The organism is Pectobacterium polaris (genome assembly GCF_002307355.1).
Lineage (GTDB): Bacteria > Pseudomonadota > Gammaproteobacteria > Enterobacterales > Enterobacteriaceae > Pectobacterium > Pectobacterium polare.
Genome location: NZ_CP017481.1, coordinates 1,113,067 through 1,138,954 on the forward strand (window position 1 = coordinate 1,113,067; position 25,888 = coordinate 1,138,954).

The window sequence follows — 25,888 nt, forward strand, 5'->3', positions numbered from 1 at the left end:
ATTTAGTTATTCATTAAGCAATAAAAACCACCAGTCATTCAATAATCTTATGGATAAATTGCACTTGTGCTTTTAATCCGTCATTTTATAGCGGTATAAAATCATTATTCGATAAAATAGGGGGCTCAAAGTGGCAGAAATTTATCAGATCGATAATCTCGATCGCGGCATTCTTTCCGCCTTAATGGAAAATGCACGCACGCCTTATGCCGAACTGGCAAAACAATTTTCCGTCAGTCCAGGCACGATCCACGTTCGGGTGGAAAAAATGAAGCAGGCGGGCATCATTGTCGGCACGCGTTTGGATGTGAATCCAAAACAGCTGGGCTATGACGTATGTTGTTTTATCGGCATCATTCTGAAAAGCGCCAAAGATTATCCCTCTGCGCTGGAGAAGCTAAACAATCTGGAAGAAGTGGTCGAGGCCTACTACACCACCGGGCATTACAGCATCTTTATTAAGGTCATGTGCCGCTCGATCGAGGCGCTGCAACATGTGCTTATCAACAAGATCCAAACAATTGATGAAATTCAGTCCACTGAAACGCTGATCTCCCTGCAAAACCCCATCATGCGGACGATCGCGCCGTAATGCTTTTTTCCTATACCCATATTATCCACAGGTAGATCCCAGCCAGATCACAGCGTACAATGTCCCGTCTTTTATCGGATGGGATCGCTATGGCAGACATTACCTTAATCAGTGGCAGTACCCTTGGCAGTGCCGAATATGTTGCAGAGCATTTGGCTGAACTGCTGGAGAAGGATGATTTTTCCACTGAAACTCTCCATGGCCCCACGCTTGATGCACTGCCTGAAAGCGGTGTATGGCTGGTGGTGACGTCTACACACGGTGCAGGGGAATTCCCTGACAACCTGAAAGCACTGTTTGAACAGCTGGAACAGCAAAAGCCCGATCTTTCTCAGGTGAGTTTCGGTGCAGTGGGGATCGGTAGTAAAGAGTACGACACGTTCTGTGGCGCGATCCAAACAGCGGATCGTGTACTTGCTCAATTAGGGGCCAAACGGATCGGTGAAATCCTCGAGATCGACATCACCCAGCATCAAATTCCAGAAGATCCAGCAGAAGAATGGCTAGGATCGTGGGTTAATTTACTCAAATAAGATGAAATATTCGGCAGTTGAATGTGGATAACTATGCTTATTTCAGGTGTAAAAGCAGTAGTTATCCCAATAACAACCCGAGTATGTTTTTTGTCCTGTGCATAACTCCGCATTCAGATCCCAGCTTATACTGGCTAGGATCACCGATCATTCACAGGTAAGGATCATCTCCATTCTCTTGATCTTTAATATGAATAATCACTTATCCACACAACATGACGATCCTAATAAGAGATCTAATAAAGAGATCTTTAAATAAAAAGATCTTTCTTTAATTAACGAGGATCCAACGGACTTGGTCGTTGGCTCAAAGTTGAGTAGAATCCCCTCCCCAGGGCAAATAACGATCGTTCGCCACTCATCATTCGCGATAATGCGAGGAGCAGTACCATGTTTTATCCAGATCCATTTGACGTCATCGTGATCGGTGGCGGTCATGCCGGAACAGAAGCAGCAATGGCTTCTGCCCGAATGGGCCAACAGACGCTTTTGCTCACACACAATATCGACACGCTGGGACAAATGTCTTGCAACCCGGCGATCGGCGGTATTGGGAAAGGTCATCTGGTTAAAGAGATCGATGCCATGGGAGGCTTGATGGCGCGTGCCGTCGATCAGGCAGGTATACAGTTTAGGATACTAAACAGCAGTAAAGGCCCGGCCGTCAGAGCAACGCGCGCACAAGCGGATCGCGTGCTCTATCGTCAGGCTGTTCGCACCGCACTGGAGAATCAGCCAAACCTGACGATCTTCCAGCAGGCTGTTGACGATCTGATCGTGGAAAACGATCGCGTCGTCGGTGCCGTTACCCAGATGGGACTAAAATTCCGTGCAAAAGCCGTGGTGTTGACGGTAGGCACTTTCCTTGATGGCAAAATTCATATTGGGCTGGATAACTACAGCGGTGGGCGTGCAGGCGATCCGCCTTCCATTCCCCTCGCGCGCCGCCTGCGTGAACTGCCTCTGCGCGTCAACCGCCTGAAAACCGGCACTCCGCCACGAATTGACGCCAGAACGATCGATTTTAGCGTGCTGGCTCAACAGCACGGTGACAACCCGATGCCAGTTTTCTCATTCCTGGGGAACGCGAGCCAGCATCCGGCACAAATGCCGTGCTACATCACGCATACCAATGAGAAGACCCATGATGTGATCCGTAACAATCTGGATCGTAGCCCGATGTATGCCGGGATCATCGAAGGGATCGGCCCACGCTATTGCCCGTCGATCGAAGACAAAGTCATGCGCTTTGCCGATCGAAATACACATCAGATCTTTCTTGAACCAGAAGGACTGACCAGCAACGAAATCTATCCTAACGGGATCTCAACCAGTTTGCCGTTTGACGTCCAGTGGCAGATTGTTCGCTCAATGGCAGGGATGGAGAATGCGCGCATTGTTCGTCCTGGCTATGCGATTGAGTACGATTTCTTCGATCCTCGCGATCTGAAACCTACGCTGGAAAACAAATTTGTTCATGGTCTGTTCTTCGCCGGACAGATCAACGGAACAACAGGTTATGAAGAAGCGGCCGCACAGGGCATGCTGGCTGGGCTGAATGCGGCTCGACTGGCTGCCGATAAGGAAGGCTGGTCACCACGTCGCGATCAAGCTTACCTCGGCGTGTTGGTTGACGATCTCTGTACGCTGGGGACGAAAGAACCCTACCGGATGTTTACCTCACGCGCTGAATATCGTCTGATGCTGCGTGAAGATAACGCCGATCTGCGTTTGACTGAAATGGGTCGTGAGCTGGGAATGGTCGACGATCATCGCTGGGCACGTTTCAACGAGAAGCTCGAGAGTATTGAAAAAGAGCGTCAGCGCCTGCGCGACATTCACGTTCACCCGCAATCTGAGCAGTTAGATCAAATCAATTCACTGCTGAAGACCCCGTTGTCCCGTGAAGCGAATGGTGAAGAACTGCTGCGTCGCCCAGAAGTGGATTACGTCCAGCTTACTGCGCTACCGCTGTTTGCCCCAGGATTAACCGACGAGCAGGCTGCCGAACAGGTTGAAATTCAGGTCAAATACGAAGGGTATATTGCTCGTCAGCAGGATGAAATCGAGAAACAGCAGCGTAATGAAAATGCACTGCTGCCTGCCGATCTGGATTACAAACAGGTGAGTGGATTGTCCAATGAGGTGATTGCCAAGCTGAACGATCATAAACCTTCATCGATCGGTCAGGCTTCACGGATTTCTGGCATTACGCCTGCGGCGATCTCCATTCTGCTGATCTGGCTTAAAAAACAGGGTCTGCTGCGTCGCAGCGCCTGATTTAAGGTAAACTTATCCCCTAAATAGCCGGTTCTCCGGCTATTTTTATTATTAACCTCATATTTTTCATCGGGATCTTATTGTGCGCAACACACTCGATAATCTGCTAAACGCGGCTGGTATTGTGATTTCAGATAAGCAAAAAAACCTTCTGATACAGTATGTTGACATGCTGAATAAGTGGAACAAAGCTTATAACCTGACGTCGGTACGCGATCCGCAGCAAATGCTTGTCCGCCACATCATGGACAGTATCGTGGTTGAGCCACATTTACATGGGCAGCGTTTTATCGATGTGGGTACCGGGCCTGGATTACCGGGAATTCCATTGGCAATTGTTCGCCCTGATTCGCATTTCACTTTGCTGGATAGCCTGGGTAAGCGTGTGCGCTTTCTGCGTCAGGTTCAGCATGAACTACAGCTTGAAAATATCACGCCAGTGCAGAGTCGCGTTGAGGCGTTTCCAGCAGAACCGCCTTTTGATGGCGTGATCAGCCGGGCATTTGCCTCTTTGCAGGACATGATCAGCTGGTGTAGCCACCTTCCGGCCAGACCGACAGGGCGGTTTTATGCTCTAAAAGGCGTACTTCCAGAGGATGAGCTGTCATCCTTGCCACAAGGTGTTCTATTGGATCAGGTTGTTCGCTTATCCGTTCCCGATCTGGAAGGTGAGCGCCATTTGGTCGTGCTTAAACCAAACTAATTTTGTTTTTTATCAAAAAAATTATAACTAAATATTGCGTGTCAGGATGCCATCTCATCTATCGGTGGCATTGTCCCAGAACGCATCGCGATCACTGAAATTTTACATCTTCGTTTTTTCAGCGTTGTCCTTTTACTTTCGCACTGAATAATAACGAGCGAAAATAAATCATCGGCATGAAAATTTAGTTATTTTTGTGTTAATTGAGTAAAAAAACGATATCAATAATGTCAATAGGTGGTTGAAACGTTGTTTATTGCGCTTTTGGGATAGGGTTTTTATTAACTAATTGAAATAAAACAAAATAAATACGTTTTATTGCTAAGGACAAAAAAAGACACATCCTGTTGTAAATATTCGTAAGCCCTTTTATGTGAGTCATATCACAGATTGGAGGCCTTTAGTCATTAATGACACCAGACATGAGTCGTGAGGATTGTTAGTAAAAACGGGGCTTCAGAAAGAAATTTAAATAATTGTTCACCTTTTCGCTACTTATCGATTGAATTCGCAGGTATGACCCGTATAATTTGCTCGTTTTTTGCTGCTTGACTCAGTGGTGTAAAGGCAGTTTTATACGTCATTCGGTATACCTCTGAAAAGGTACGGAGAGAGCAAACGTCATGCCTGTATCCCTTTACAGCGGAAAAGTAGCCTTAAGGCTGCTGTTGCTACAGTTAGTGACTTTTGCTTTGTTGAGTGCTGCTTTCAGCCTCAATAGCGTCAACGCTGCTGCTTCTGCATTAGGCGGAGGATTGGCAGCCTGGTTACCGAATGTGTTGTTTGTGCTGTTTGCCTTGCGTCATCAGTCACACAAGCCTGCTGATGGGCGTGTGGCCTGGTCATTCGCGATTGGCGAAGCGCTCAAGGTATTTATCACCATTGCGCTGTTAGTGGTGGCGTTAGGCGTGTTTAAAGCGGCATTCTTTCCGCTTGGCCTGACTTATTTATCGGTGCTGGTTATGCAGATCGTGGCACCGGCCGTAATTAATCGTTACCGTAATTAACAACAAAAGGGTAAGAGACATCATGGCTGCTGGAGAAATCTCTACTCCGCAAGAGTATATCGGTCACCACTTGCAGCATTTGCAGGTCGGGACGGGTTTTTGGTCGATCAACGTCGATTCGATGTTTTTCTCCATCGCTCTTGGGGTCCTCTTTCTGGTTATCTTTCACCGCGTAGCGAAACGTGCGACCAGCGGTGTGCCAGGTAAGCTGCAAACGGCTGTCGAACTGATTATCGGTTTCGTTGATGGCACCGTACGCGATATGTTCCATGGCAAAAGCAAACTGATTGCTCCTCTGGCACTGACCATTTTCGTCTGGGTTTTCCTGATGAACCTGATGGACCTGCTGCCTATCGATCTGTTGCCACAAGCCTGGGCGGGTATCTATAGCCTGCTGGGATACGATCCGGCGCATGCTTATCTGCGTGCTGTGCCGACGGCTGACGTGAACATCACGCTGTCGATGGCGCTTGGGGTGTTTGTTCTGGTTCTGTTCTACAGCATCAAAATGAAGGGTCTCGGTGGTTTTGTTAAAGAACTGACCATGCAGCCGTTCAACCATCCAGTATTTATTCCTATCAACCTGATTCTTGAAGGTGTCAGCCTGCTGTCCAAACCTATTTCCTTAGGCTTGCGACTGTTTGGCAATATGTATGCGGGTGAGTTGATCTTCATCCTGATTGCCGGTCTGTTGCCGTGGTGGTCACAATGGCTGTTAAATGTGCCTTGGGCTATTTTCCACATTTTGATTATTACGCTTCAGGCTTTTATTTTCATGGTTCTGACGGTTGTTTATCTCTCGATGGCATCTGAAGAGCATTGATTTTCTTTCAACAAATAACGTTTTTAACTGAAACAAACTGGAGACTGTCATGGAAAACCTGAGTGTGGATCTGCTGTACATGGCTGCCGCGTTAATGATGGGTTTGGCGGCAATCGGTGCTGCGATCGGTATCGGCATTCTGGGTGGTAAATTCTTGGAAGGTGCTGCTCGTCAGCCTGACCTGATTCCTTTACTGCGTACACAGTTCTTTATCGTCATGGGTCTGGTTGACGCCATCCCGATGATCGCTGTTGGTCTGGGGCTGTATGTGATGTTTGCGGTGGCCTAAGCAGAATGTTTTCTGCTGAGGTTAAAACATCAACTTATTTAACTTTGAAAGAGGCATTGTGCTGTGAATATTAATGCAACAATCCTCGGCCAGGCCATTGCGTTCGTCCTGTTTGTCTGGTTCTGCATGAAGTATGTATGGCCGCCGATGATGGCAGCCATCGAGAAACGTCAAAAAGAAATTGCTGACGGTCTGGCTTCTGCTGAACGTGCCAAAAAAGATTTGAACTTGGCTCAGGCCAATGCGACAGATCAACTGAAGAAAGCCAAAGCGGATGCTCAGGTTATCATCGAGCAGGCGAACAAACGCCGTGCTCAGATCCTGGATGAGGCGAAAGCTGAAGCGGAAGCTGAACGTAACAAGATTGTGGCGCAGGCGCAGGCTGAAATCGAAGCCGAACGTAAACGTGCTCGTGAAGAGCTGCGTAAGCAAGTTGCCGTATTGGCGATTGCCGGTGCCGAGAAAATTATTGAACGTTCCGTGGATGAAGCTGCTAACAGCGACATCGTTGATAAACTGGTCGCTGAACTGTAAGGAGGGAGGGGCTGATGTCTGAATTTGTCACGGTAGCTCGCCCCTACGCCAAAGCAGCTTTTGACTTTGCGGTTGAGAATCAGGCCTTGGATCGCTGGCAGAACATGCTGGCATTTTCGGCCGAAGTGGCGCGCAATGAGCAGATTGCCGAGTTGCTTTCTGGTGCAGTTGCACCGATTGAGCTGGCGAAAACATTTATTGCCGTTTGTGGTGATCAACTTGATGAAGCCGGTCAGAACCTGATTAAGGTGATGGCCGAAAACGGACGTTTACCAGTGCTTCCTGAAGTACTGGAACAATTTATTCAACTGCGGGCAACTCTGGAATCGACGGTTGACGTCGATGTGATTTCTGCCAGCACGTTGAGTGAGCAGCAGCAATCAAAGATCGCTGCCGCTATGGAAAAACGTCTGTCACGCAAAGTGAAGCTGAATTGCAAAATTGATAAGTCTGTCATGGCCGGCGTGGTTATCCGCGCGGGCGATATGGTTATAGATGGCAGCATTCGCGGTCGTCTGGAACGTCTGGCAGACGTCTTGCAGTCTTAAGGGGACTGGAGCATGCAACTGAATTCCACCGAAATCAGCGAACTGATCAAGCAGCGCATTGCTCAGTTCAATGTGGTGAGCGAAGCTCACAATGAAGGTACTATTGTTTCCGTCAGCGACGGAATCATCCGCGTCCACGGTCTGGCAGACGTGATGCAGGGAGAGATGATCTCTCTGCCGGGTAACCGTTATGCGATCGCACTGAACCTAGAGCGCGACTCCGTTGGTGCGGTAGTTATGGGTCCGTATGCGGATCTGGCTGAAGGCATGAAAGTAAAATGCACCGGCCGTATTCTTGAAGTTCCCGTTGGCCGCGGCCTGCTGGGTCGTGTGGTCAACACACTGGGCGCACCGATTGACGGTAAAGGCGCACTGGATCACGACGGTTTCTCTGCGGTTGAAGCGATTGCGCCTGGCGTTATCGAACGTCAGTCCGTTGATGAGCCAGTACAAACGGGCTATAAGTCCGTTGATGCCATGATTCCAATTGGTCGTGGTCAGCGTGAGCTGATTATCGGTGACCGTCAGACGGGTAAAACCGCACTGGCCATCGATGCCATCATCAACCAGCGTGATTCCGGCATCAAATGTGTGTACGTCGCTATCGGCCAGAAAGCCTCCACGATTTCTAACGTGGTACGTAAACTGGAAGAGCACGGCGCACTGGAAAACACCATTGTTGTTGTTGCTACCGCGTCTGAATCTGCGGCTCTGCAATATCTGGCACCGTATGCTGGTTGTGCAATGGGCGAGTACTTCCGTGACCGCGGTGAAGATGCGCTGATTATTTATGATGACCTGTCTAAACAGGCCGTTGCTTATCGTCAGATTTCTCTGCTGCTTCGCCGTCCGCCAGGTCGTGAAGCTTATCCGGGTGACGTTTTCTATCTCCACTCCCGTTTGCTGGAGCGTGCATCGCGTGTTAACGCCGATTACGTTGAAGCATTCACCAAGGGTGAAGTGAAAGGGAAAACCGGTTCGTTGACCGCTCTGCCGATCATCGAAACACAAGCGGGTGACGTTTCTGCGTTCGTTCCGACCAACGTAATTTCTATTACCGATGGTCAGATCTTCCTGGAATCCAACCTGTTTAACGCCGGTATTCGTCCTGCGGTTAACCCAGGGATCTCCGTATCCCGTGTGGGTGGTGCAGCACAGACCAAGATCATGAAGAAACTGTCCGGTGGTATTCGTACCGCGCTGGCACAGTACCGTGAACTGGCAGCGTTCTCTCAGTTCGCTTCCGATCTTGATGATGCAACCCGTAAGCAGTTGAGCCACGGTCAGAAAGTGACCGAGCTGTTGAAACAGAAACAGTATGCGCCGATGTCTGTCGCACAGCAGTCTCTGGTTCTGTTTGCGGCGGAACGTGGTTATCTGGAAGATGTTGAGCTGTCGAAAGTCGGTAGCTTTGAAGCGGCACTGTTGGCTTATGCTGACCGTGAGCATGGCGAACTTCTGCAACAAATCGACCAGACTGGCGCTTATAACGATGAGATCGAGGGCAAGTTTAAAGGCATCCTCGATACTTTTAAGGCAACCCAGTCCTGGTAACGCCCGGTGGCCTGCTGTAAAGCAGGCCGCAAGGCTTTGAGGAGAAGCAAAGATGGCCGGCGCAAAAGAGATACGTAGTAAGATCGCAAGCGTCCAAAATACGCAGAAGATCACCAAAGCAATGGAAATGGTCGCCGCTTCCAAAATGCGTAAATCGCAGGATCGTATGGCGGCCAGCCGTCCTTATGCGGAAACCATACGCAATGTGATTGGTCACCTTGCGTTAGGAAATCTGGAATATAAACACCCGTACCTGGAAGAACGCGACGTTAAGCGCGTTGGGTATTTGGTGGTGTCTACTGACCGTGGCCTGTGCGGTGGTTTGAACATTAACCTGTTCAAGAAACTGCTGGCTGATATGAAATCCTGGAGCGACAAAGGCGTTGAAACTGATTTAGCGCTGGTTGGTTCCAAAGCGGTTTCTTTCTTCGGTTCGGTAGGCGGAAACATTGTTGCTCAGGTTACCGGTATGGGGGATAACCCTTCCGTATCAGAATTGATCGGCCCGGTTAAAGTTATGCTGCAAGCCTATGACGAAGGTCGTCTGGACAAGCTGTATATCGTCAGCAACAAGTTTATTAATACCATGTCTCAGGAACCGCTTGTTGTTCAAGTGTTACCGTTACCGCCTTCGGATGACGGTGAGTTGAAGAAGAAAGCCTGGGATTACCTGTATGAACCCGATCCTAAGTCGCTGCTGGATACCCTGCTGCGCCGTTATGTAGAATCTCAGGTTTATCAGGGCGTCGTAGAAAATCTGGCTAGTGAGCAGGCCGCGCGAATGGTTGCGATGAAAGCCGCGACCGATAACGGCGGTAGCCTGATCAAAGAGCTGCAGTTGGTATACAACAAGGCTCGTCAGGCCAGCATCACCCAGGAACTCACCGAAATCGTCGGGGGAGCCTCCGCGGTTTAAGCAGGTTTACGAATTACGTATTGTCGAATTACGTAGAGGATTCAAGATGGCTACTGGAAAGATTATCCAGGTAATCGGCGCCGTGGTGGACGTCGAGTTCCCGCAAGATGCCGTACCGAAAGTGTACGATGCGCTTGAGGTAGAGAACGGCGCTGAAAAACTGGTGCTGGAAGTGCAGCAGCAGTTGGGCGGCGGCATTGTTCGTTGTATCGCAATGGGTTCTTCTGACGGCCTGCGTCGCGGGTTGAACGTGAATAACCTGGACCACCCGATCGAAGTACCGGTAGGTAAAGCAACGTTGGGTCGTATCATGAACGTATTGGGTGACCCAATCGACATGAAAGGCGACATCGGCGAAGAAGAGCGTTGGGCTATCCACCGTTCAGCTCCGAGCTATGAAGAGCTGTCAAACTCACAGGAACTGCTGGAAACCGGCATCAAGGTTATCGACCTGATGTGTCCGTTTGCCAAGGGCGGTAAAGTGGGTCTGTTCGGTGGTGCGGGCGTAGGTAAAACCGTAAACATGATGGAGTTGATCCGTAACATCGCGATCGAGCACTCCGGTTACTCCGTGTTTGCAGGCGTAGGTGAGCGTACCCGTGAAGGTAACGACTTCTACCACGAAATGACCGACTCCAACGTAATCGATAAAGTATCACTGGTGTATGGCCAGATGAACGAGCCGCCGGGTAACCGTCTGCGCGTAGCATTGACCGGTCTGACCATGGCGGAAAAATTCCGTGATGAAGGCCGTGACGTACTGCTGTTCGTCGATAACATCTACCGTTATACCCTGGCTGGTACGGAAGTATCCGCACTGCTGGGTCGTATGCCTTCTGCGGTAGGTTATCAGCCGACGCTGGCGGAAGAGATGGGCGTTCTGCAAGAACGTATCACCTCAACCAAAACCGGTTCTATCACCTCCGTTCAGGCCGTTTACGTTCCTGCGGATGACTTGACTGACCCGTCACCAGCCACCACCTTTGCTCACTTGGATGCAACCGTGGTACTGAGCCGTCAGATCGCTTCTCTGGGTATCTACCCGGCCGTTGACCCGCTGGATTCCACCAGCCGTCAGCTGGATCCGCTGGTTGTTGGTCAGGAACACTATGATGTTGCTCGTGGCGTGCAGTCTATTCTGCAACGTTACCAGGAACTGAAAGACATCATCGCGATTCTGGGTATGGACGAGCTGTCTGAAGAAGACAAGCTGGTAGTATCCCGTGCGCGTAAGATTCAGCGCTTCCTGTCTCAGCCGTTCTTCGTAGCGGAAGTATTTACCGGTTCTCCGGGCAAATACGTTTCCCTGAAAGACACTATCCGTGGCTTTAAAGGGATTATGGAAGGCGAATACGACCACCTGCCAGAGCAGGCGTTCTACATGGTTGGTTCCATTGAAGAAGTCGTGGAAAAAGCCAAGAAACTGTAACGCCTTGTAGGAGGGTGACATGGCTATGACTTACCATCTGGATGTCGTGAGTGCAGAACAGCAAATGTTCTCCGGTCTGGTGCAGAAGATCCAGGTAACGGGGAGCGAAGGCGAACTGGGTATTTATCCGGGACATGCCCCTCTGCTCACTGCCATTAAGCCGGGTATGATTCGTATCGTTAAGCAGCACGGTGAAGAAGAGTATATCTATCTTTCTGGCGGCGTCCTTGAGGTGCAGCCGAATATGGTCACCGTACTGTCTGATACCGCTATCCGTGGGCAGGATCTGGATGAAGCACGTGCGCTGGAAGCGAAACGCAAAGCTGAAGATCATATCCGCAATTCGCATGGCGATGTGGATTATGCTCAGGCTTCCGCAGAGCTGACTAAAGCGATTGCGAAGCTGCGAGTTATCGAGCTGACCAGAAAAGCGATGTAACAGATAAGCTTGCAATAATTGAAGGCCAGTCAGTTCACACTGACTGGCCTTTTTCATTTAAGGTGATGTTATACGCCGAGATAAAAAATGCTGCGAGAGCAGGCATTCAGATCGTAGACAAACCTATTTACCGAACGAAAACGGTAGTAACGGAATAGAAGAGTAAAGCGTTTGCGCCAGGGATGGCGCAAGCCGAGCGCACACGGATGTGTTTACAGCGTCTTTACGATCTATCCGTTACTACCGCGCTCGACGCGTTTTATTAGCAACCCCACCTTCTTAGGCGGGGTTTATTTAGTACCTTATTTTTTCTTCAGGAAGTCGCCAAGTACCAGATTGCCTTTGGCATCACGCGTAAACGTCTCAGGGATAGCTACTGACACGAAATTATTTACGGTGATTTCCTTACCTTGCGCGTTAACCGAACGATCGCCTTTGATGAAATAGTTGGTGTTATCGATATTGCCGACAACCGCATCATCATATTTACCCGCTTTGGTTTTCAGCGAAACGTTGTTCTTGAAGACGCCTTGTTTTTCCGGGCCAGAGTAAGGGCTTGGACGGAAAATGAAGTTAAAGCGTTCGTTATCTAACGCGATGTTGTCTTCAACGATCAATGCACCAGGGTTGAAGTTGTCAGTGAAACCATCAAGTTTGTTGCCCACAGCAATGCTATTTTTGACCTGATGCGCCACTGGCTGGCCTTCGCCACCCATTTTGAAGCCGTTGCTGGTGTTGTTCATGGCAATTGAATTCTCGATCACCACAACGCCGTTTGCGCCGTCTTCAATTTTGTTAAACAGGTCAAAGCCGTCATCGATGTTGTTGTGTGAGAACGCGCCGCGAATCACGTTGCCTTCACCCACACGCATTTTCACTGCGAAGCCGTCGGCGTTAATTTTGCCTGGATCCTGATTACTGTGAGATTCTGAATTCAGAATCAGGTTATGGCTGGCCCACAGTGGTCTACCCACATCACCAGTCGAGGTCACCTGAATACCGGTATCGTCAGCGTGGTGCGCCAGAACGCGTTCGATGGTGTTGTAGCTTCCTTCGATACGGAACGGTTTCTCTGTGATTTCAATCCCTTTAACATGCCAATGGCTCGCTTTCAGCTGTAGGCCATGAATCACGGCTTTATTGCCGACAGCAAACAGGTTCTTAACGGTTTTTTGCTGACCGCTGGCGCTGACAGGGATTTCAGTTGCGCTGTAATCACCATCGTTGAGCCAGATTGTGCCACCAGCTGGCAGAGCGGCGACGGCGCTGGCTAAATCGATAGGTGCATTTTTACTGCCGTCATTGCTGGCTGAACCTTGTGGCGAAACATACAGATTTTTAGCGTCTGCATAAGCCACTCTTTCAACCTTGAACGTGCTCTCTTTTACTGCTTTATCATCGCCTTCCGCAGGCTGGTAGGCAATTTTGAACTCAGCACCGTTAGCGGCAATTTTCGCTGGCAGAGATAAGGTTTCTCCCGCTTTTACCTGCTTCGCATCACCCAGAGATTTACCATCTTGTGAAACCGCGATCGTGCCATCGTAATTGGCTCTGGCCTGAACCACATAGTGCTCGCTGGTGGTTTTAGGCGATGACATCACCTGGAGCAAAGGATCATAGGCCTTAGCCTTGAATTCCGGTGAGGCTTTGGTTTGCGCTGGCGTTGTAGTCAACTGTGCATTGCTGACGGTGATTTTGGCGTTACGGGAAGCAAAGAAACCGACGTAGTAGTGGTCTTTATCCAGCTTGGTGACGACGTCCGCGCCTTTGACTTCTTTTGATACCCAGTTATCTGTGCCTTTCGGTGCATAAGAGGTAATAAAGCCGTCGTTGGTACGTTCCAGTTTCAGACGGAACGTTGGCGTTTGCTCCAGATTCACATTTTCCTGGTAGCTGGTCTTGGTAATTTTCGCGCCGGCATTGCCCCACGGCTGTGTGACGCCATTACGCAAAATAGCCTGCAGCTTGATTTCGGTATGAGACTTCTTATCCTGCGTCATGATGGCGTTCATGACCATGTTGGATGCCGCAGGGAATTCCTCATACCCTTCTTTCAGCGGTTCCTGACGTGGCACGCCAATAATGTCGCGCACCAGAATCCCCGCCCCTTCCTGAGCCGCCGGCTTGGCGCCGTTTTCTGGCCCAAACTGTTCCACGGTAATATCAGACTGAAGCGTGAAATTCACATTCGCAGGCAGCTGCGTATAGAAGAACGTCAGCCCGTCATGGGTGTTGGCAATCTTTCCGCCACGGCTTTCGATCGTGATAGGTGCGGACAAATCAGCGTTATCGCCCGGCGCTAATTTTTTGCCGTTAATGGTGACGTCGTTGACGCCAATTTTTTCCGGCAGGACATTGGATGAGAAGTTTACGTCTGTTGATTGACCAAAGGCGATGCCGTGCCAGACAGGGGTTGATTCTGTCGCGGCGTGTGTACTAAAGCTAAAGAGTAATGCATTCGTCAACGCGACGGCTGCGAGGCGTGAAGAACGGTGTTTCCGTAATGAATCACATTTTTGTGAAGAACAACGTTTCATTGTATCTCCTTCGTTATTGAATTATTTGCCCGCGTATATTGCTATAAATGAAACGCTGTTTCTTTTGTGCATGTCACAAATGGAAATACTTAAAAACAAAGTCTGTTTTTTATGAAACCCTGTGTCATTTCTGTTTAGGTTGAGAGTATGGTGCTTGTATCTTCTTCTCGTGAACATTCGTCGTTTTTGAGCGAGATTTTCAGAAAAAACTCACCAAAAAGTATCCGCGTTAAGCATGAGTTTCGGTAAACTCTGGTTATTCATGCCGTAACAGGCTGGTCATTTTATTCTTGCGGAGCGGTGGCTCTGTACTGTCAGGATACTTATGTCAAATAGTGCGATGAGTGTGGTGATCCTTGCTGCGGGTAAAGGAACCCGTATGTATTCCGACCTTCCCAAGGTGTTGCATAAACTGGCGGGTAAGCCGATGGTTCAGCACGTTATTGATGCTGCCATGACAACAGGCGCACAGCACGTTCATCTGGTCTATGGCCACGGCGGCGATTTGCTAAAACGTGAATTGGCCGATCCGGCATTGAACTGGGTATTGCAGGCGGAACAGCTGGGAACCGGGCATGCTATGCAGCAAGCCGCGCCTCATTTTGCTGATGATGAAGATATCTTGATGTTGTATGGCGATGTGCCGCTGATTTCATCGCAAACGCTGGGGCGTTTACGTGAGGCTAAGCCGCAGGGCGGTATCGGCCTGTTGACGGTGAAGCTGGACGATCCGACGGGCTATGGGAGAATTGTGCGTGAAAACGGTGCCGTCGTCGGGATCGTCGAGCACAAAGATGCCAGCGAAGAACAGCGCCAGATTAACGAGATCAATACCGGTATTCTGATCGCGAACGGCAAGGATCTGAAGCGTTGGTTAAGCCAGTTAAATAACAACAACGCACAGGGCGAGTTTTACATCACCGATATTATTGCGATGGCAGCGGAAGAAGGTCAGCGTGTCGAAGCGGTCCATCCCGAGCGACTGAGCGAAGTTGAGGGCGTCAATAACCGTCTGCAACTGTCGGCGCTGGAGCGAGTTTATCAGCGTGAACAGGCAGATAAGCTGCTGCTGGCCGGTGTGATGCTGCTCGATCCGGCACGATTTGATCTACGTGGCGAACTGACTCATGGTCGCGATGTCGTGATTGATATCAATGTGGTCGTAGAAGGTAATGTTAAGCTGGGTAACCGAGTGAAAATCGGTGCTGGCTGCGTGATCAAAAACTGCATCATTGGCGATGACTGTGAGATCAGCCCTTACTCTGTGTTGGAAGACGCGATGTTAGAAGCAGAGTGTACCGTTGGCCCATTTGCCCGCCTGCGTCCAGGCTCTGAACTGGCTGAGGGCGCGCATGTTGGCAACTTTGTCGAACTGAAAAAAGCGCGTTTAGGTAAAGGATCAAAAGCGGGTCACCTTAGCTATTTGGGTGATGCGGATATCGGTTCCGGTGTTAATATTGGCGCGGGAACGATCACCTGTAATTATGACGGCGCGAATAAACATAAAACGATTATTGGTGACGATGTCTTTGTCGGTTCGGATAGTCAACTGGTGGCACCCGTTAGCGTTGCCAGCGGTGCGACTATCGGCGCGGGAACGACGGTGACGCGCGACGTGGCAGAGAATGAGCTGGTGGTCGGTCGCGTGAAACAACGGCATATTTCCGGCTGGCAACGTCCGGTGAAAAAGAAATAATATTTAATGCCTCCGCAGTGGCGGAGGCAGTTTTGTCCTGTGCTTTGGCCGATCCCCCTGTAGGGGCGATCCCAGAGTACAGAACAAAACATAATAATCCCCAACTCTCTACAAGGCTCGGGGAACCCGGAAAAACCGGAACAATCAGGTCTAAGACATCCCTGGTGACACAATATGTCACTTTTATAGGAATACCATCGATGTGTGGAATTGTAGGCGCAGTTGCGCAACGTGATGTTGCTGAAATTTTGTTGGAAGGTTTACGCCGTCTTGAGTACCGCGGCTATGACTCTGCGGGCCTGGCGGTTGTTGACAGCGAAGGAAATGTCGCCCGTTTGCGCCGTCTGGGGAAAGTGCAGGTGCTGTCTCAGGCAGCCGAAGAGCATGAACTGCACGGCGGTACCGGCATTGCTCATACCCGTTGGGCAACGCACGGCGAACCTTCTGAAGAGAACGCACACCCGCATGTTTCTGAACATATCACTATCGTTCATAACGGCATTATCGAAAACCACGAGCCGCTGCGCGAACTGCTGATCGGTCGCGGCTATCGTTTTGTCTCCGAAACCGATACGGAAGTGGTTGCCCATCTGGTTCATTTCGAACAGCAGCAGAATGGCGGAACGCTGGTTGAAATCGTTAAGCGCGTGATCCCACAGCTGCGCGGTGCGTATGGCATGGTGGTGTTGGATAACCGCGACCCAAGCGTATTGGTTGCCGCACGTTCTGGTAGCCCGCTGGTGATTGGCCGTGGTGTCGGAGAGAACTTCATTGCCTCCGATCAGCTGGCGCTGCTGCCTGTGACGCGTCGCTTTATGTTCCTGGAAGAAGGCGACATCGCAGAAATCACCCGCCGTGATGTGCGCGTGTTTGATAAATCCGGTCAGCTTGCCGCACGCGAAGAAATTGAATCAAAAGTGAATTACGATGCTGGTGACAAAGGCGCGTATCGTCACTACATGCAGAAAGAGATCTACGAACAGCCGATGGCGATCAAGAACACCCTTGAAGGGCGTTTCAGCCACGGCGAGATCAATCTGTCTGAGTTAGGCCCGAAAGCGGATGAGCTGCTGGCGAAGGTTGAACACGTTCAGATTATTGCCTGCGGGACGTCCTACAACTCCGGTATGGTTTCCCGTTACTGGTTTGAAGCACTGGCCGGGATTCCGTGCGACGTGGAGATTGCTTCCGAATTCCGCTATCGCAAGCCTGCCGTGCGTAAGAACAGCCTGATGATTACCCTGTCTCAGTCCGGTGAAACGGCCGATACACTGGCAGCACTGCGTTTGTCCAAAGAACTGGGCTATCTGGGATCGCTGGCTATCTGTAACGTTGCGGGCTCCTCGCTGGTGCGTGAATCCGATCTGGCGCTGATGACCAAAGCAGGTGTAGAGATTGGCGTGGCCTCAACTAAAGCCTTCACTACTCAGCTTACCGTTCTGCTGATGCTGGTGGCGCGTGTTGGCCGCCTGCGCGGTATGGATGCAAAAATTGAGCATGAAATTGTTCATGGTTTGCAGGCGTTGCCAGCGCGTATTGAGCAGATGCTGTCTCAGGACAAGCTGATCGAAGCTCTGGCGGAAGGTTTCTCTGACAAGCACCATGCGCTGTTCCTCGGCCGTGGCGATCAGTACCCGATCGCGATGGAAGGGGCGCTGAAGCTGAAAGAGATCTCTTACATCCACGCGGAAGCCTATGCGGCAGGAGAGCTGAAACACGGCCCGCTGGCGCTGATTGATGCGGATATGCCGGTTGTCGTCGTGGCACCGAACAACGAGCTGTTGGAGAAATTGAAATCCAACATCGAAGAAGTTCGTGCGCGCGGCGGTGAGCTGTATGTCTTCGCTGACGAAGATGCGGGTTTCACCAGCAGCGAAAATATGAAGATTATTCCACTGCCGCATATCGAAGAAGTGATTGCGCCAATCTTCTATACGGTGCCGTTGCAGCTGCTGTCTTATCACGTCGCGCTGATTAAAGGCACCGATGTCGATCAGCCACGTAACCTGGCGAAATCCGTTACGGTAGAGTAACTCTCCGGTATTTTGTTCGTCACGATCGTCCGCCTTATGTCGCAAAGCATAAGGCGGATTTTTTTATATCCATTTTTTAATTGTGATTATTGTCCTGCCTCACACTACAGATATCTGTTTGATAAAAACCTGAGGCAGGGAACCATGTTTCTTTTGTCAGGTTATCTCTGTTTTGTGTAAAATAGTTTTAATGATGCATTAATTTTACATCTTGCATCAGAGACGAATTCTTTTTTGGCAGTGATGTTTTTGTTTGATAGGGATTTTATGAAAAAACAGATTATTTTCGCCGCTTTAGTCTCTGTTCTTATATTGACGGGTTGTGCTGAGCGTACGGTTCCGGTAGCGAATGTGACACAGTCCATCGCTGGGCAGCACACCACTGAACAGGTAAAGAATGCCATTATTGAAGCAGGGCAAAAGCGTAAGTGGGCGATGACTCAGGCTTATGTCGGTGCGATTGATGGCCGTCTGGTTCAGCGTAGCCATGTGGCAAATGTTCGCATTACCTATTCGCAAACCAGTTATTCTATCAGCTATGTTGGAAGTGAGAATTTGTTGGCGGGAGGTGGGAAGATTCACCGAAATTATAATAATTGGATAAAAAGTCTGGATCATGAAATTCAATTAACACTTGCCGGTCAACAGATTAAATAATTTTAATAGTCGGATATCTTCATTGCTATCCGACTCTATTTTTTGTTGTTCTTTTCTGATCGTTTTTGTCCGACCTCAAGGGAAAAGTCAGTGTATTACGGATATGACAAAGATAATGTCAGCGCGCTGGATGCTATTACCGAAGCGCAGCGAATTGCGTTTGCTCCCATGCTGTTTCAGGCCGCTATCAATCTGCGTAACCACGGTATTTTAGATTTTCTGGATAAGCGCGGTCATCAGGGAGCCAATCTTGATGACATCGTTGCCATTACCTCATTAAATCGTTACGCCGTTGAACTGCTGCTGGATGTCGGGCTGAGTGGCCGCATTATTATCCAGAAAGAGGAAACCTACGCGCTGGCTAAAATTGGTCATTATCTGCTCCATGACCGCATGACGCGCGTCAACATGGATTTTACTCAGGATGTTTGTTATCAGGGAATGTTTTACCTTGATGAGGCGTTGGCAAAAAATGAACCTTCTGGATTAAAAGTCTTTGGTGAGTGGCCGACAATATATCCAGCGTTAAGCCAGCTGCCGCCGCAGGCAAAGTCGAGTTGGTTTGCGTTCGATCATTTCTATTCCGATGCCGCATTTGATGCTGCCTTGCCGCATGTATTCCAGCTAAAGCCAAAACATCTCTACGATGTCGGCGGGAATACCGGTAAATGGGCCATGCGCTGCTATGACTACGATCGTGATGTGAACGTGACGATTTTGGATTTGCCGGAGCAAATTGCGCTGGCGACAGAAAATATTGCAGAAGCAGGGAAATCTGATCGTATTCAGGGCTGTGCTGTCGATATGCTCTCCGATTGCCCGTTGCCAGGTGAAGCGGATATATGGTGGATGAGCCAATTCCTCGACTGTTTTAGCGAAGAACAAATCGTGGCTATCCTGCGTAAAATCGCTGGCGTAATGAAGCCGGATGCCAGGGTCTGCATTTTGGAAATTTTTTGGGATCGTCAACGGTGGGAAGCTGGGGCTTTTAGCCTGAATGCTTCGTCGCTCTACTTTACCTGTCTTGCCAATGGCACCAGCCGTTTCTATGCGGCCAGACGATTTTTACCTTTACTAGAGCAGGCTGGATTTATCGTTGAAAATCAAATCGATAATATTGGTATTGGTCACACGCTGCTGATCTGTAAAAAGCGATAATAAAATAGCGGACGTAAACGGGAAATTGCAGCGATAACGCCGAAATAGGTCGGACTGGAAGAAGGCAGTATGAGATTAGCATTTTCAATCATTGATTGGCAGGCCAGCGCGCCGGGCCTCAGCAGCGCGGACGATTGGCTGAATTGGTCGCGGGTGTCTGCTGCTATCAATGCTGAGCAACCTTTGGATAAATGTCGACATTTACCCATGATGATGGCCCGTCGCCTCAATCAAGGGAGCCGTTTGGCGGTCGATAGTGGGTTAGCGCTACTGCGTCGCCAGTCGGTGGATGCCATTGTCTTCACCTCGCGCCACGGCGAGCTGGAACGCAACCTGAATATCCTGAAGGCGCTGTCAGAAAATGATAATATTTCTCCTACTGATTTTGCGATGTCGGTACACAACGCGGCAGTGGGAAGTCTGACGATTACGGCGAAAGCCCCGCTGGTTTCTACGTCGATTGCCGCAGGAATGGACTCTTTCCAGCAAGGCCTTATCGAAGCGAAGGCATTACAGGCTGCGGGATACCGCAATGTTCTATTGGTTGATTTTGATGGCGCGATCCCTGATTTCTACCACCCACATGTTTCGGCAGATATGCCTCGTTACCCCTACGCCGTCGCCCTATTGCTAGGGGAGGGTGATGACATGGTGTGTGAATCGCGACCTCAGGTGGAATCTCACCGCGGCGATTCACCACAAAGCCTGTTGTTCTTGCAGGCTTTTCTTGCCGAGAAACCGATTTTTTCCCTATCTGGCGAACGCGTTGACTGGACGTGGGAGAGAAGGGATGTCTGAGTCATCGCTGGTGCTTCGTTCTTCGACTTATCTGAATCGTTTATGGCGATTAATGATGACCGGCGTGTGTTTTGCCATGTTTGGCGTTGGCGGTTTACTGCTTTCTCTGGTGTGGTTCAATGTGTTGCTGATTCAGCGTGATACCACTCGCCGCCGCCAGTTGGCTCGCCGCAGCATTTCCGCCAGCTTCCGCTTTTTTTTATGCAGTGCCCGCAGATTAGGGGTGCTGGATTACCACATTGACGGCATCGAAACCTTACAGCGCGATCGCAGCTGTTTGATTGTCGCCAACCACCCGACGTTAATTGACTATGTTTTGCTGGCATCCGTCATGCCAGATGCCGACTGTCTGGTGAAGGCTGATTTACAGAAAAACCTGTTTTTCCGCGGCGTCATTCGTGCGGCGGATTACCTGCTTAACAGCCAGTCTGATGCGCTATTGCCGGACTGTCAGCGACGGCTTGATAACGGCGATGCGATCATTATTTTTCCTGAAGGCACACGTACGCGTTATGGCGAACCCCTTGTTCTGCAACGCGGTGCCGCAAATATTGCGGTGCGTTGCGGCTGTGATTTACGGGTCGTGCATATTCGCTGTAGCCAAAAAACATTGGGAAAACAAAGTCGCTGGTATCACATTCCGCCTGAAAAACCGTGTTTCACGGTGAGCGTACGCGAACGCATCAATAACGACACTTTTATGGCGCCTGAAGAGGCGCGATCCTTGGCGGCTCGCCGTTTGAATCGCCTTTTGCAGCAATCTTTAACACCAGAAAGCTGATCACCATTTGGAAATACATATGGAAAGTATGTTTGTTGAAATCAAAGAGATGATTATCGACTCTCTTAATCTTGAAGATATCAGCGTTGATGAAATAGAAACGGACGCCCCGCTTTTTGGCGAAGGTCTTGGTCTGGATTCTATCGATGCACTTGAACTGGGATTAGCGGTAAAAAACCGTTATGGCGTCGTGCTTTCTGCGGAAAGTGAAGAGGTACGCCAGCACTTCTTTTCCGTTGCAACCCTTGCAGCTTTTATCAACACTCAGCGCGCCGTGAGTGCCTGATAGTAAAATAAAATGAGTTGATGATGGATAAAAACGAAATTTATCAGGAAATTACAGGCTTACTGGTCAAGCTGTTTGAACTGGATGCTGATGATATCAAACCTGAATCCCGCCTCTATGAAGATCTTGAGCTAGATAGCATCGATGCGGTGGATATGGTCGTTCACCTGCAAAAACGCATCGGGCGAAAAATATCGCCGGAAATTTTTAAATCGGTGCGTACCGTGCAGGATGTGGTTGATGCGGTAGAAGACCTACTCCGTGAAGGTTGATGAGTTCGCCAAGTGATGCGTGTGCTGATCAGTAGTCTGAACATCTTAATGACGCTTGCCTGGCCTTTTCTGGCCTGGTTTAGCATTACGCACCCTGAGCATCGCTGGTTACTCGCGGTATTGGCGCTGATGTTTGTTCTGCGTTTCGCTACGTTGCGTGATGAGAACAATTTATTTGAAAACAAGGCATTTAAAGGGACTGCGCTGTGGCTGGCCGCTGCTGGGGTGGTGCTTTCCGTTGCCAGTTTATTACTGCGTGATGGCGGTTGGCTGCTGTGGTATCCCGTTGCGGTAAATAGCGTCATGTTGATGCTGTTTGGTGGCTCGCTTTATCGCGGTATGCCGCTTGTCGAGCGCCTTGCCCGCCTTCAGGAACCAGAACTCCCTGCTCAGGCCATTGCCTATACGCGTCGCGTGACGAAAGTCTGGTGTTGGTTCTTTATTTTTAACGGCAGTATCGCCGTGCTGACCTGTCTTGTCGGCAATCTTCATTGGTGGACGTTATGGAACGGCGTGATCAGCTATGTGCTTATGGGGTTGTTGATGGGGGGAGAGTGGTTGATACGCCAGCGTCTGAGGAAGCGCGTATGAACGGGTCGACTGTCCGCGCCGTCAATGACTGGCTGGCGGGAAATGATTCCCTTCAGCGCATTGTTGCCAGTAATGGTGCCAGTACGTTTACGCTGGGGTCGTTGAAAGCGCAGGTGATCGCACTTTGTCAGCAGCTAAGTCTGCGACAGGAGACGCGCTGGGCGCTGTGTTTTGAAGACAGCTATCGCTTCACTATCGGGCTTCTGGCTGCTCTGCATGCGGGAAAAACCCCAGTCATCCCCGGCCATTGCCGCCAATCCGTATTAGAAGAACAGGCGGATGAATTTGACGGAGTGTTGACCGATGTGTCCCTGAATCTGGATTGCCCGGTGTTTGGCCTGACGGCGGAGACGGAGAGCGTCGCTGATGCCGTGTTGCCCTCTATACCGGATGATGCCTGTGTCGTGTTGTTCACGTCAGGCTCCACCGGAAAGCCTCGTCAGATTGTTAAACCGGTACGCTGTCTGGATGAAGAGTCGCGTTGGCTGGCGGATCGCTGGGGCACACGTTTGCAAGGCTGTGATGTGATAGCTTCCGTCACCCACCAGCATTTGTATGGGCTGACGTTTCGCATCTGGCTGCCGATGGCGCTGGGGCTGCGCTTTGATAGCCGCCAACTGCTTTATACCGAACAGCTTACTTCACAACAGCGTCAGCGGCGTTACGTGTTTATCAGTAGCCCGGCATTCTTACGCCGTATCGATCGTGCGCTCCCCGCTCCCTTGTGTTCGCTGATCGTCTCTGCGGGGGGAACCTTGCCCTGGCTGCATGCTGAAGCGGCTGCGGCGTGGTTTAGGCAACCCATCAATGAGATATACGGCAGTACAGAAACGGGCGTTTTAGCATGGCGCTCGCGCGAGACGGATACCGTGCCGTGGCAACTGTTCCCCGGCGTGTCGCTGAGGCGCGATGAACAAGATAACTGGTGGGTGCAGTCGGCGCTGATTCCACATGCTCTGGGGCACAAGCTGGATGATCGATTGGCGTTTGATGACGCGGGGCATTTTCAGCTGTGCGGCCGACACGACCGCGTAGTGAAGATCGAAGATAAGCGCATCTCGCTAAGCGAGATAGAACGGCGTTTACTCGATCTGCCCGACATTGCTGATGCGGTTGCGCTTCAGGTGACGCGCCCGGAGCGGAGTGGTATTGGTGTGGTACTGGTGTTGAATACTCCCAATAAGGCCGATGACTTACCGAATTTGAAACGCCAATGGCGGCATGAATTGCAAAAATGGCTGGAGCCGTTAGCGATGCCGCGTTTCTGGCGCGTTGTCGACGTTATTCCCCACAATAGCCAGAGTAAACGTGCCTGGCCGCAGATACAGGAATTGTTTCATGTTGCCCGTTGAGCTTGCCCGGCACGATGTAAAAAAGACGGATGAAACGTCTCAGATTGAATTGATGCTACAGGCTGATTCTGAACTGTTCTGGTTCAAGGGGCACTTTACGGGCCAGCCTCTGTTGCCTGGCGTGGCACAGCTAGATTGGGTCATGCATTACGCAACGACGGTGCTGGCGCAAGGGTGGACGTTCTTGTCCATTGAGAACATTAAATTCCAGCAGCCGATTTTGCCCGGCAAAACGCTGCGTCTGGTGCTGGTCTGGAACGCTGGAAAGCAACAGCTGACCTTTAGCTACACCCTTCTGGATGGCGAGACTGAGCGCACGGCTAGCAGCGGGAAAATAAAGCTCACGCCGATGATGGAAGATCGCTCATGTCAGTAAATGGCGCCTTCTCGCCCTGCGTGGTGATCCCTTGTTATAACCACGGTGCCATGATGGCGTCGGTGTTGGCGCGTTTGGCACCGCTAGCGCTGCCCGTTTTTATTGTTGATGATGGAAGCGATGCGGCAACGCAACACGTTCTCGCTCAGCTTGCCACGGAACATGACGGTGTGACGCTGATTCGATTAGCGCACAACCGCGGCAAAGGTGCGGCGGTGATTCGTGGTATCGACGCCGCCGCGCAGGCTGGCTTTAGCCATGCTTTACAGGTTGATGCCGACGGGCAGCATCAAATTGAAGATGCACCGCTTCTGCTGGATGAGGCAAAAACGCACCCGCATTGTCTGATTTCCGGTCGACCGCGTTATGATGCCTCTGTACCGAAATCACGCCTTTACGGGCGTTATGTCACCCATGTTTGGGTCTGGATTGAAACGCTATCCCTCTCCATCAAGGACAGCATGTGCGGCTTTCGTGTCTATCCGGTTGCCGCCACGGTCTCTCTTCTCTCCCGCAAGTCTCTCGGTCACCGTATGGATTTCGATACGGAAATTATGGTGCGTCTGTATTGGGCGGGAACGCCCAGCCGCTTTATTGAAACGGCGGTGACGTATCCAGAAAACGGCCTGTCTCATTTCGATGCGCTGCACGATAACCTGCGGATTTCCTGGATGCATACCCGCCTGTTTTTCGGCATGCTTCCGCGCATTCCCCTGCTGCTAATGCGGCAACGTCAGCAACACTGGGCTGGCGTGTCGGAGCGCAAAGGCCTGCTCGGTATGCGGTTCATGCTGGCGGTATATCAACGGTTAGGTCGCGGGGTGTTTACGCTGTTTCTCTGGCCTGTGATTGCGTTTTACTGGCTGACTGGCCGTACCGCGCGTCAGGCGTCTCAGTCATGGCTGCGGCAAGTCGGGGACTATGCGCGTCAGCACGATATCCCGCTGCCTAAACCGCTCAACAGCTATCACCATTTCCTCCGTTTTGGTCAGGCGATGCTGGATAAAATCGCCAGCTGGCGCGGCGATCTACACTGGGGCCGCGATATTGATTTTGCCCCCGGCGCTCTGCAAACCATTGAACAAAGCAGACAGAAAGGGCAACTGATTCTGGCTTCACACCTTGGTGATATCGAGGTGTGCCGGGCGCTGGCGCAGCAGGTGAGCGGGCTGGTGATTAACGCACTGGTGTTTACTGAAAACGCCCAGCGTTTTAAGCAGGTGCTGGAAGAGATTGCCCCGCAGGCCGGTGTGAACCTTATCCCCGTCAGCGACATCGGGCCGGATACCGCCATCATGCTGCAAGAAAAGCTGGATGCCGGTGAATGGGTGGCGATTGTCGGCGATCGCACGGCGGTCAATCGTCAGCGCGGCGGAGTGCGACGCGTGGTGTGGAGCCCGTTTTTGGGAAAAGAAGCGCCTTTTCCTCAAGGGCCTTTTATTCTGGCGGCGGCGCTGCGTTGCCCCGTGCTGCTGATGTTTGTCATTCGCGAGCAGAAAAAGCTGCGCGTCTACTGCGAGCCCTTTGCCGAGAGCATTGCGTTGCCGCGTCCAACCCGACAGCAAGCCTTACAGCAGGTCGTCGATCGCTATGCCGAACGGCTGGCGCACTATGCGCTGAAATCCCCGCTCGACTGGTTTAATTTTTTTGATTTCTGGAGCCTGCCTGATGATGACGGCCAAGCTGCTGGGAAAAAGGAGTAAG

The 25,888-nt window shown here is 50.7% G+C and carries 26 protein-coding genes; 25 read left to right on the forward strand and 1 reads right to left on the reverse strand.

Annotation, left to right across the window (positions count from 1 at the left end; genetic code table 11):
- Nucleotides 1-130: 130 nt before the first annotated feature.
- From asnC to BJJ97_RS05070, 13 genes are all read left to right on the forward strand, one after another.
- The gene (asnC, locus tag BJJ97_RS05010; RefSeq protein ID WP_010300103.1) at nucleotides 131-592 is read left to right on the forward strand and encodes a transcriptional regulator AsnC; all 462 of its coding nucleotides are present in this window, start codon (nucleotides 131-133) and stop codon (nucleotides 590-592) included.
- Between the two features lie 89 nt (nucleotides 593-681).
- A complete protein-coding gene (mioC, locus tag BJJ97_RS05015; RefSeq protein WP_039275940.1) occupies nucleotides 682-1,125 on the forward strand; it encodes an FMN-binding protein MioC in 444 nt (147 codons plus the stop codon).
- A 390-nt stretch (nucleotides 1,126-1,515) separates the two neighbouring features.
- Entirely contained in the window at nucleotides 1,516-3,405 is a 1,890-nt protein-coding gene (gene mnmG, locus BJJ97_RS05020) for a tRNA uridine-5-carboxymethylaminomethyl(34) synthesis enzyme MnmG (RefSeq protein WP_039275941.1), read from the forward strand.
- 82 nt (nucleotides 3,406-3,487) lie between these two features.
- Complete coding sequence (gene rsmG, locus BJJ97_RS05025; RefSeq protein ID WP_095993257.1) at nucleotides 3,488-4,108, forward strand: 16S rRNA (guanine(527)-N(7))-methyltransferase RsmG; 621 nt, start codon at nucleotides 3,488-3,490, stop codon at nucleotides 4,106-4,108.
- Between the two features lie 623 nt (nucleotides 4,109-4,731).
- Nucleotides 4,732-5,115 (forward strand): F0F1 ATP synthase subunit I, encoded by a 384-nt coding sequence (gene atpI / locus BJJ97_RS05030; protein WP_039487785.1) that lies wholly within the window; start codon nucleotides 4,732-4,734, stop codon nucleotides 5,113-5,115.
- A 22-nt stretch (nucleotides 5,116-5,137) separates the two neighbouring features.
- Entirely contained in the window at nucleotides 5,138-5,938 is an 801-nt protein-coding gene (gene atpB, locus BJJ97_RS05035; protein WP_039487786.1) for a F0F1 ATP synthase subunit A, read from the forward strand.
- Nucleotides 5,939-5,987: 49 nt separating this feature from the next.
- Nucleotides 5,988-6,227 (forward strand): F0F1 ATP synthase subunit C, encoded by a 240-nt coding sequence (atpE, locus tag BJJ97_RS05040; protein ID WP_005976545.1) that lies wholly within the window; start codon nucleotides 5,988-5,990, stop codon nucleotides 6,225-6,227.
- A 63-nt stretch (nucleotides 6,228-6,290) separates the two neighbouring features.
- Nucleotides 6,291-6,761: a F0F1 ATP synthase subunit B gene (gene atpF, locus BJJ97_RS05045; protein ID WP_010681466.1), complete on the forward strand. Its 471-nt coding sequence runs from the start codon at nucleotides 6,291-6,293 to the stop codon at nucleotides 6,759-6,761.
- A gap of 14 nt (nucleotides 6,762-6,775) precedes the next feature.
- Complete coding sequence (gene atpH, locus BJJ97_RS05050; RefSeq protein ID WP_039498322.1) at nucleotides 6,776-7,309, forward strand: F0F1 ATP synthase subunit delta; 534 nt, start codon at nucleotides 6,776-6,778, stop codon at nucleotides 7,307-7,309.
- 12 nt (nucleotides 7,310-7,321) lie between these two features.
- On the forward strand, nucleotides 7,322-8,863 hold the full coding sequence (gene atpA / locus BJJ97_RS05055) for a F0F1 ATP synthase subunit alpha (RefSeq protein ID WP_005976551.1): 1,542 nt from the start codon (nucleotides 7,322-7,324) through the stop codon (nucleotides 8,861-8,863).
- Between the two features lie 52 nt (nucleotides 8,864-8,915).
- Nucleotides 8,916-9,779, forward strand: a complete 864-nt coding sequence (atpG, locus tag BJJ97_RS05060; protein WP_039487788.1) for a F0F1 ATP synthase subunit gamma — start codon at nucleotides 8,916-8,918, stop codon at nucleotides 9,777-9,779.
- 46 nt (nucleotides 9,780-9,825) lie between these two features.
- Nucleotides 9,826-11,208, forward strand: a complete 1,383-nt coding sequence (gene atpD / locus BJJ97_RS05065; protein ID WP_039317443.1) for a F0F1 ATP synthase subunit beta — start codon at nucleotides 9,826-9,828, stop codon at nucleotides 11,206-11,208.
- A 19-nt stretch (nucleotides 11,209-11,227) separates the two neighbouring features.
- Nucleotides 11,228-11,647, forward strand: a complete 420-nt coding sequence (locus tag BJJ97_RS05070; protein WP_005976558.1) for a F0F1 ATP synthase subunit epsilon — start codon at nucleotides 11,228-11,230, stop codon at nucleotides 11,645-11,647.
- Between the two features lie 302 nt (nucleotides 11,648-11,949).
- Here BJJ97_RS05070 and pelX read toward each other — a convergent pair whose 3' ends face one another.
- A complete protein-coding gene (pelX, locus tag BJJ97_RS05075) occupies nucleotides 11,950-14,184 on the reverse strand; it encodes a pectate disaccharide-lyase PelX (protein WP_095993258.1) in 2,235 nt (744 codons plus the stop codon).
- Nucleotides 14,185-14,509: 325 nt separating this feature from the next.
- Between pelX and glmU the strand changes: the two genes are divergently transcribed.
- The 12 genes from glmU (at nucleotide 14,510) to BJJ97_RS05135 (ending at nucleotide 25,887) form a co-directional block, all read left to right on the forward strand.
- On the forward strand, nucleotides 14,510-15,880 hold the full coding sequence (gene glmU / locus BJJ97_RS05080; RefSeq protein WP_095993259.1) for a bifunctional UDP-N-acetylglucosamine diphosphorylase/glucosamine-1-phosphate N-acetyltransferase GlmU: 1,371 nt from the start codon (nucleotides 14,510-14,512) through the stop codon (nucleotides 15,878-15,880).
- 200 nt (nucleotides 15,881-16,080) lie between these two features.
- Nucleotides 16,081-17,913 carry a glutamine--fructose-6-phosphate transaminase (isomerizing) gene (gene glmS, locus BJJ97_RS05085; RefSeq protein WP_095993260.1) on the forward strand — a complete coding sequence of 611 codons (1,833 nt, stop codon included), beginning with the start codon at nucleotides 16,081-16,083 and terminating at the stop codon, nucleotides 17,911-17,913.
- Between the two features lie 267 nt (nucleotides 17,914-18,180).
- A complete protein-coding gene (locus BJJ97_RS05090; protein ID WP_095993261.1) occupies nucleotides 18,181-18,570 on the forward strand; it encodes a hypothetical protein in 390 nt (129 codons plus the stop codon).
- Between the two features lie 90 nt (nucleotides 18,571-18,660).
- Nucleotides 18,661-19,728 carry an SAM-dependent methyltransferase gene (locus BJJ97_RS05095; protein ID WP_095701075.1) on the forward strand — a complete coding sequence of 356 codons (1,068 nt, stop codon included), beginning with the start codon at nucleotides 18,661-18,663 and terminating at the stop codon, nucleotides 19,726-19,728.
- Nucleotides 19,729-19,797: 69 nt separating this feature from the next.
- The gene (locus BJJ97_RS05100) at nucleotides 19,798-20,526 is read left to right on the forward strand and encodes a beta-ketoacyl synthase chain length factor (protein WP_095993262.1); all 729 of its coding nucleotides are present in this window, start codon (nucleotides 19,798-19,800) and stop codon (nucleotides 20,524-20,526) included.
- The gene (locus BJJ97_RS05105) at nucleotides 20,519-21,307 is read left to right on the forward strand and encodes a lysophospholipid acyltransferase family protein (protein ID WP_095701073.1); all 789 of its coding nucleotides are present in this window, start codon (nucleotides 20,519-20,521) and stop codon (nucleotides 21,305-21,307) included. The genes BJJ97_RS05100 and BJJ97_RS05105 overlap by 8 nt, the downstream gene beginning before the upstream one ends.
- 19 nt (nucleotides 21,308-21,326) lie before the next feature.
- Nucleotides 21,327-21,593 carry a phosphopantetheine-binding protein gene (locus tag BJJ97_RS05110; protein WP_039493950.1) on the forward strand — a complete coding sequence of 89 codons (267 nt, stop codon included), beginning with the start codon at nucleotides 21,327-21,329 and terminating at the stop codon, nucleotides 21,591-21,593.
- Nucleotides 21,594-21,616: 23 nt separating this feature from the next.
- Nucleotides 21,617-21,865 (forward strand): acyl carrier protein, encoded by a 249-nt coding sequence (locus BJJ97_RS05115; RefSeq protein ID WP_095701072.1) that lies wholly within the window; start codon nucleotides 21,617-21,619, stop codon nucleotides 21,863-21,865.
- A gap of 15 nt (nucleotides 21,866-21,880) precedes the next feature.
- The gene (locus BJJ97_RS05120; protein ID WP_193438362.1) at nucleotides 21,881-22,456 is read left to right on the forward strand and encodes a COG4648 family protein; all 576 of its coding nucleotides are present in this window, start codon (nucleotides 21,881-21,883) and stop codon (nucleotides 22,454-22,456) included.
- Complete coding sequence (locus BJJ97_RS05125) at nucleotides 22,453-23,808, forward strand: AMP-binding protein (RefSeq protein WP_095993264.1); 1,356 nt, start codon at nucleotides 22,453-22,455, stop codon at nucleotides 23,806-23,808. Before BJJ97_RS05120 ends, BJJ97_RS05125 begins: the two co-directional genes overlap by 4 nt.
- Nucleotides 23,795-24,184, forward strand: a complete 390-nt coding sequence (locus BJJ97_RS05130) for an ApeI family dehydratase (RefSeq protein WP_095993265.1) — start codon at nucleotides 23,795-23,797, stop codon at nucleotides 24,182-24,184. Before BJJ97_RS05125 ends, BJJ97_RS05130 begins: the two co-directional genes overlap by 14 nt.
- Entirely contained in the window at nucleotides 24,175-25,887 is a 1,713-nt protein-coding gene (locus BJJ97_RS05135; protein ID WP_095993266.1) for a glycosyltransferase family 2 protein, read from the forward strand. The genes BJJ97_RS05130 and BJJ97_RS05135 overlap by 10 nt, the downstream gene beginning before the upstream one ends.
- Nucleotide 25,888: the final 1 nt, after the last annotated feature.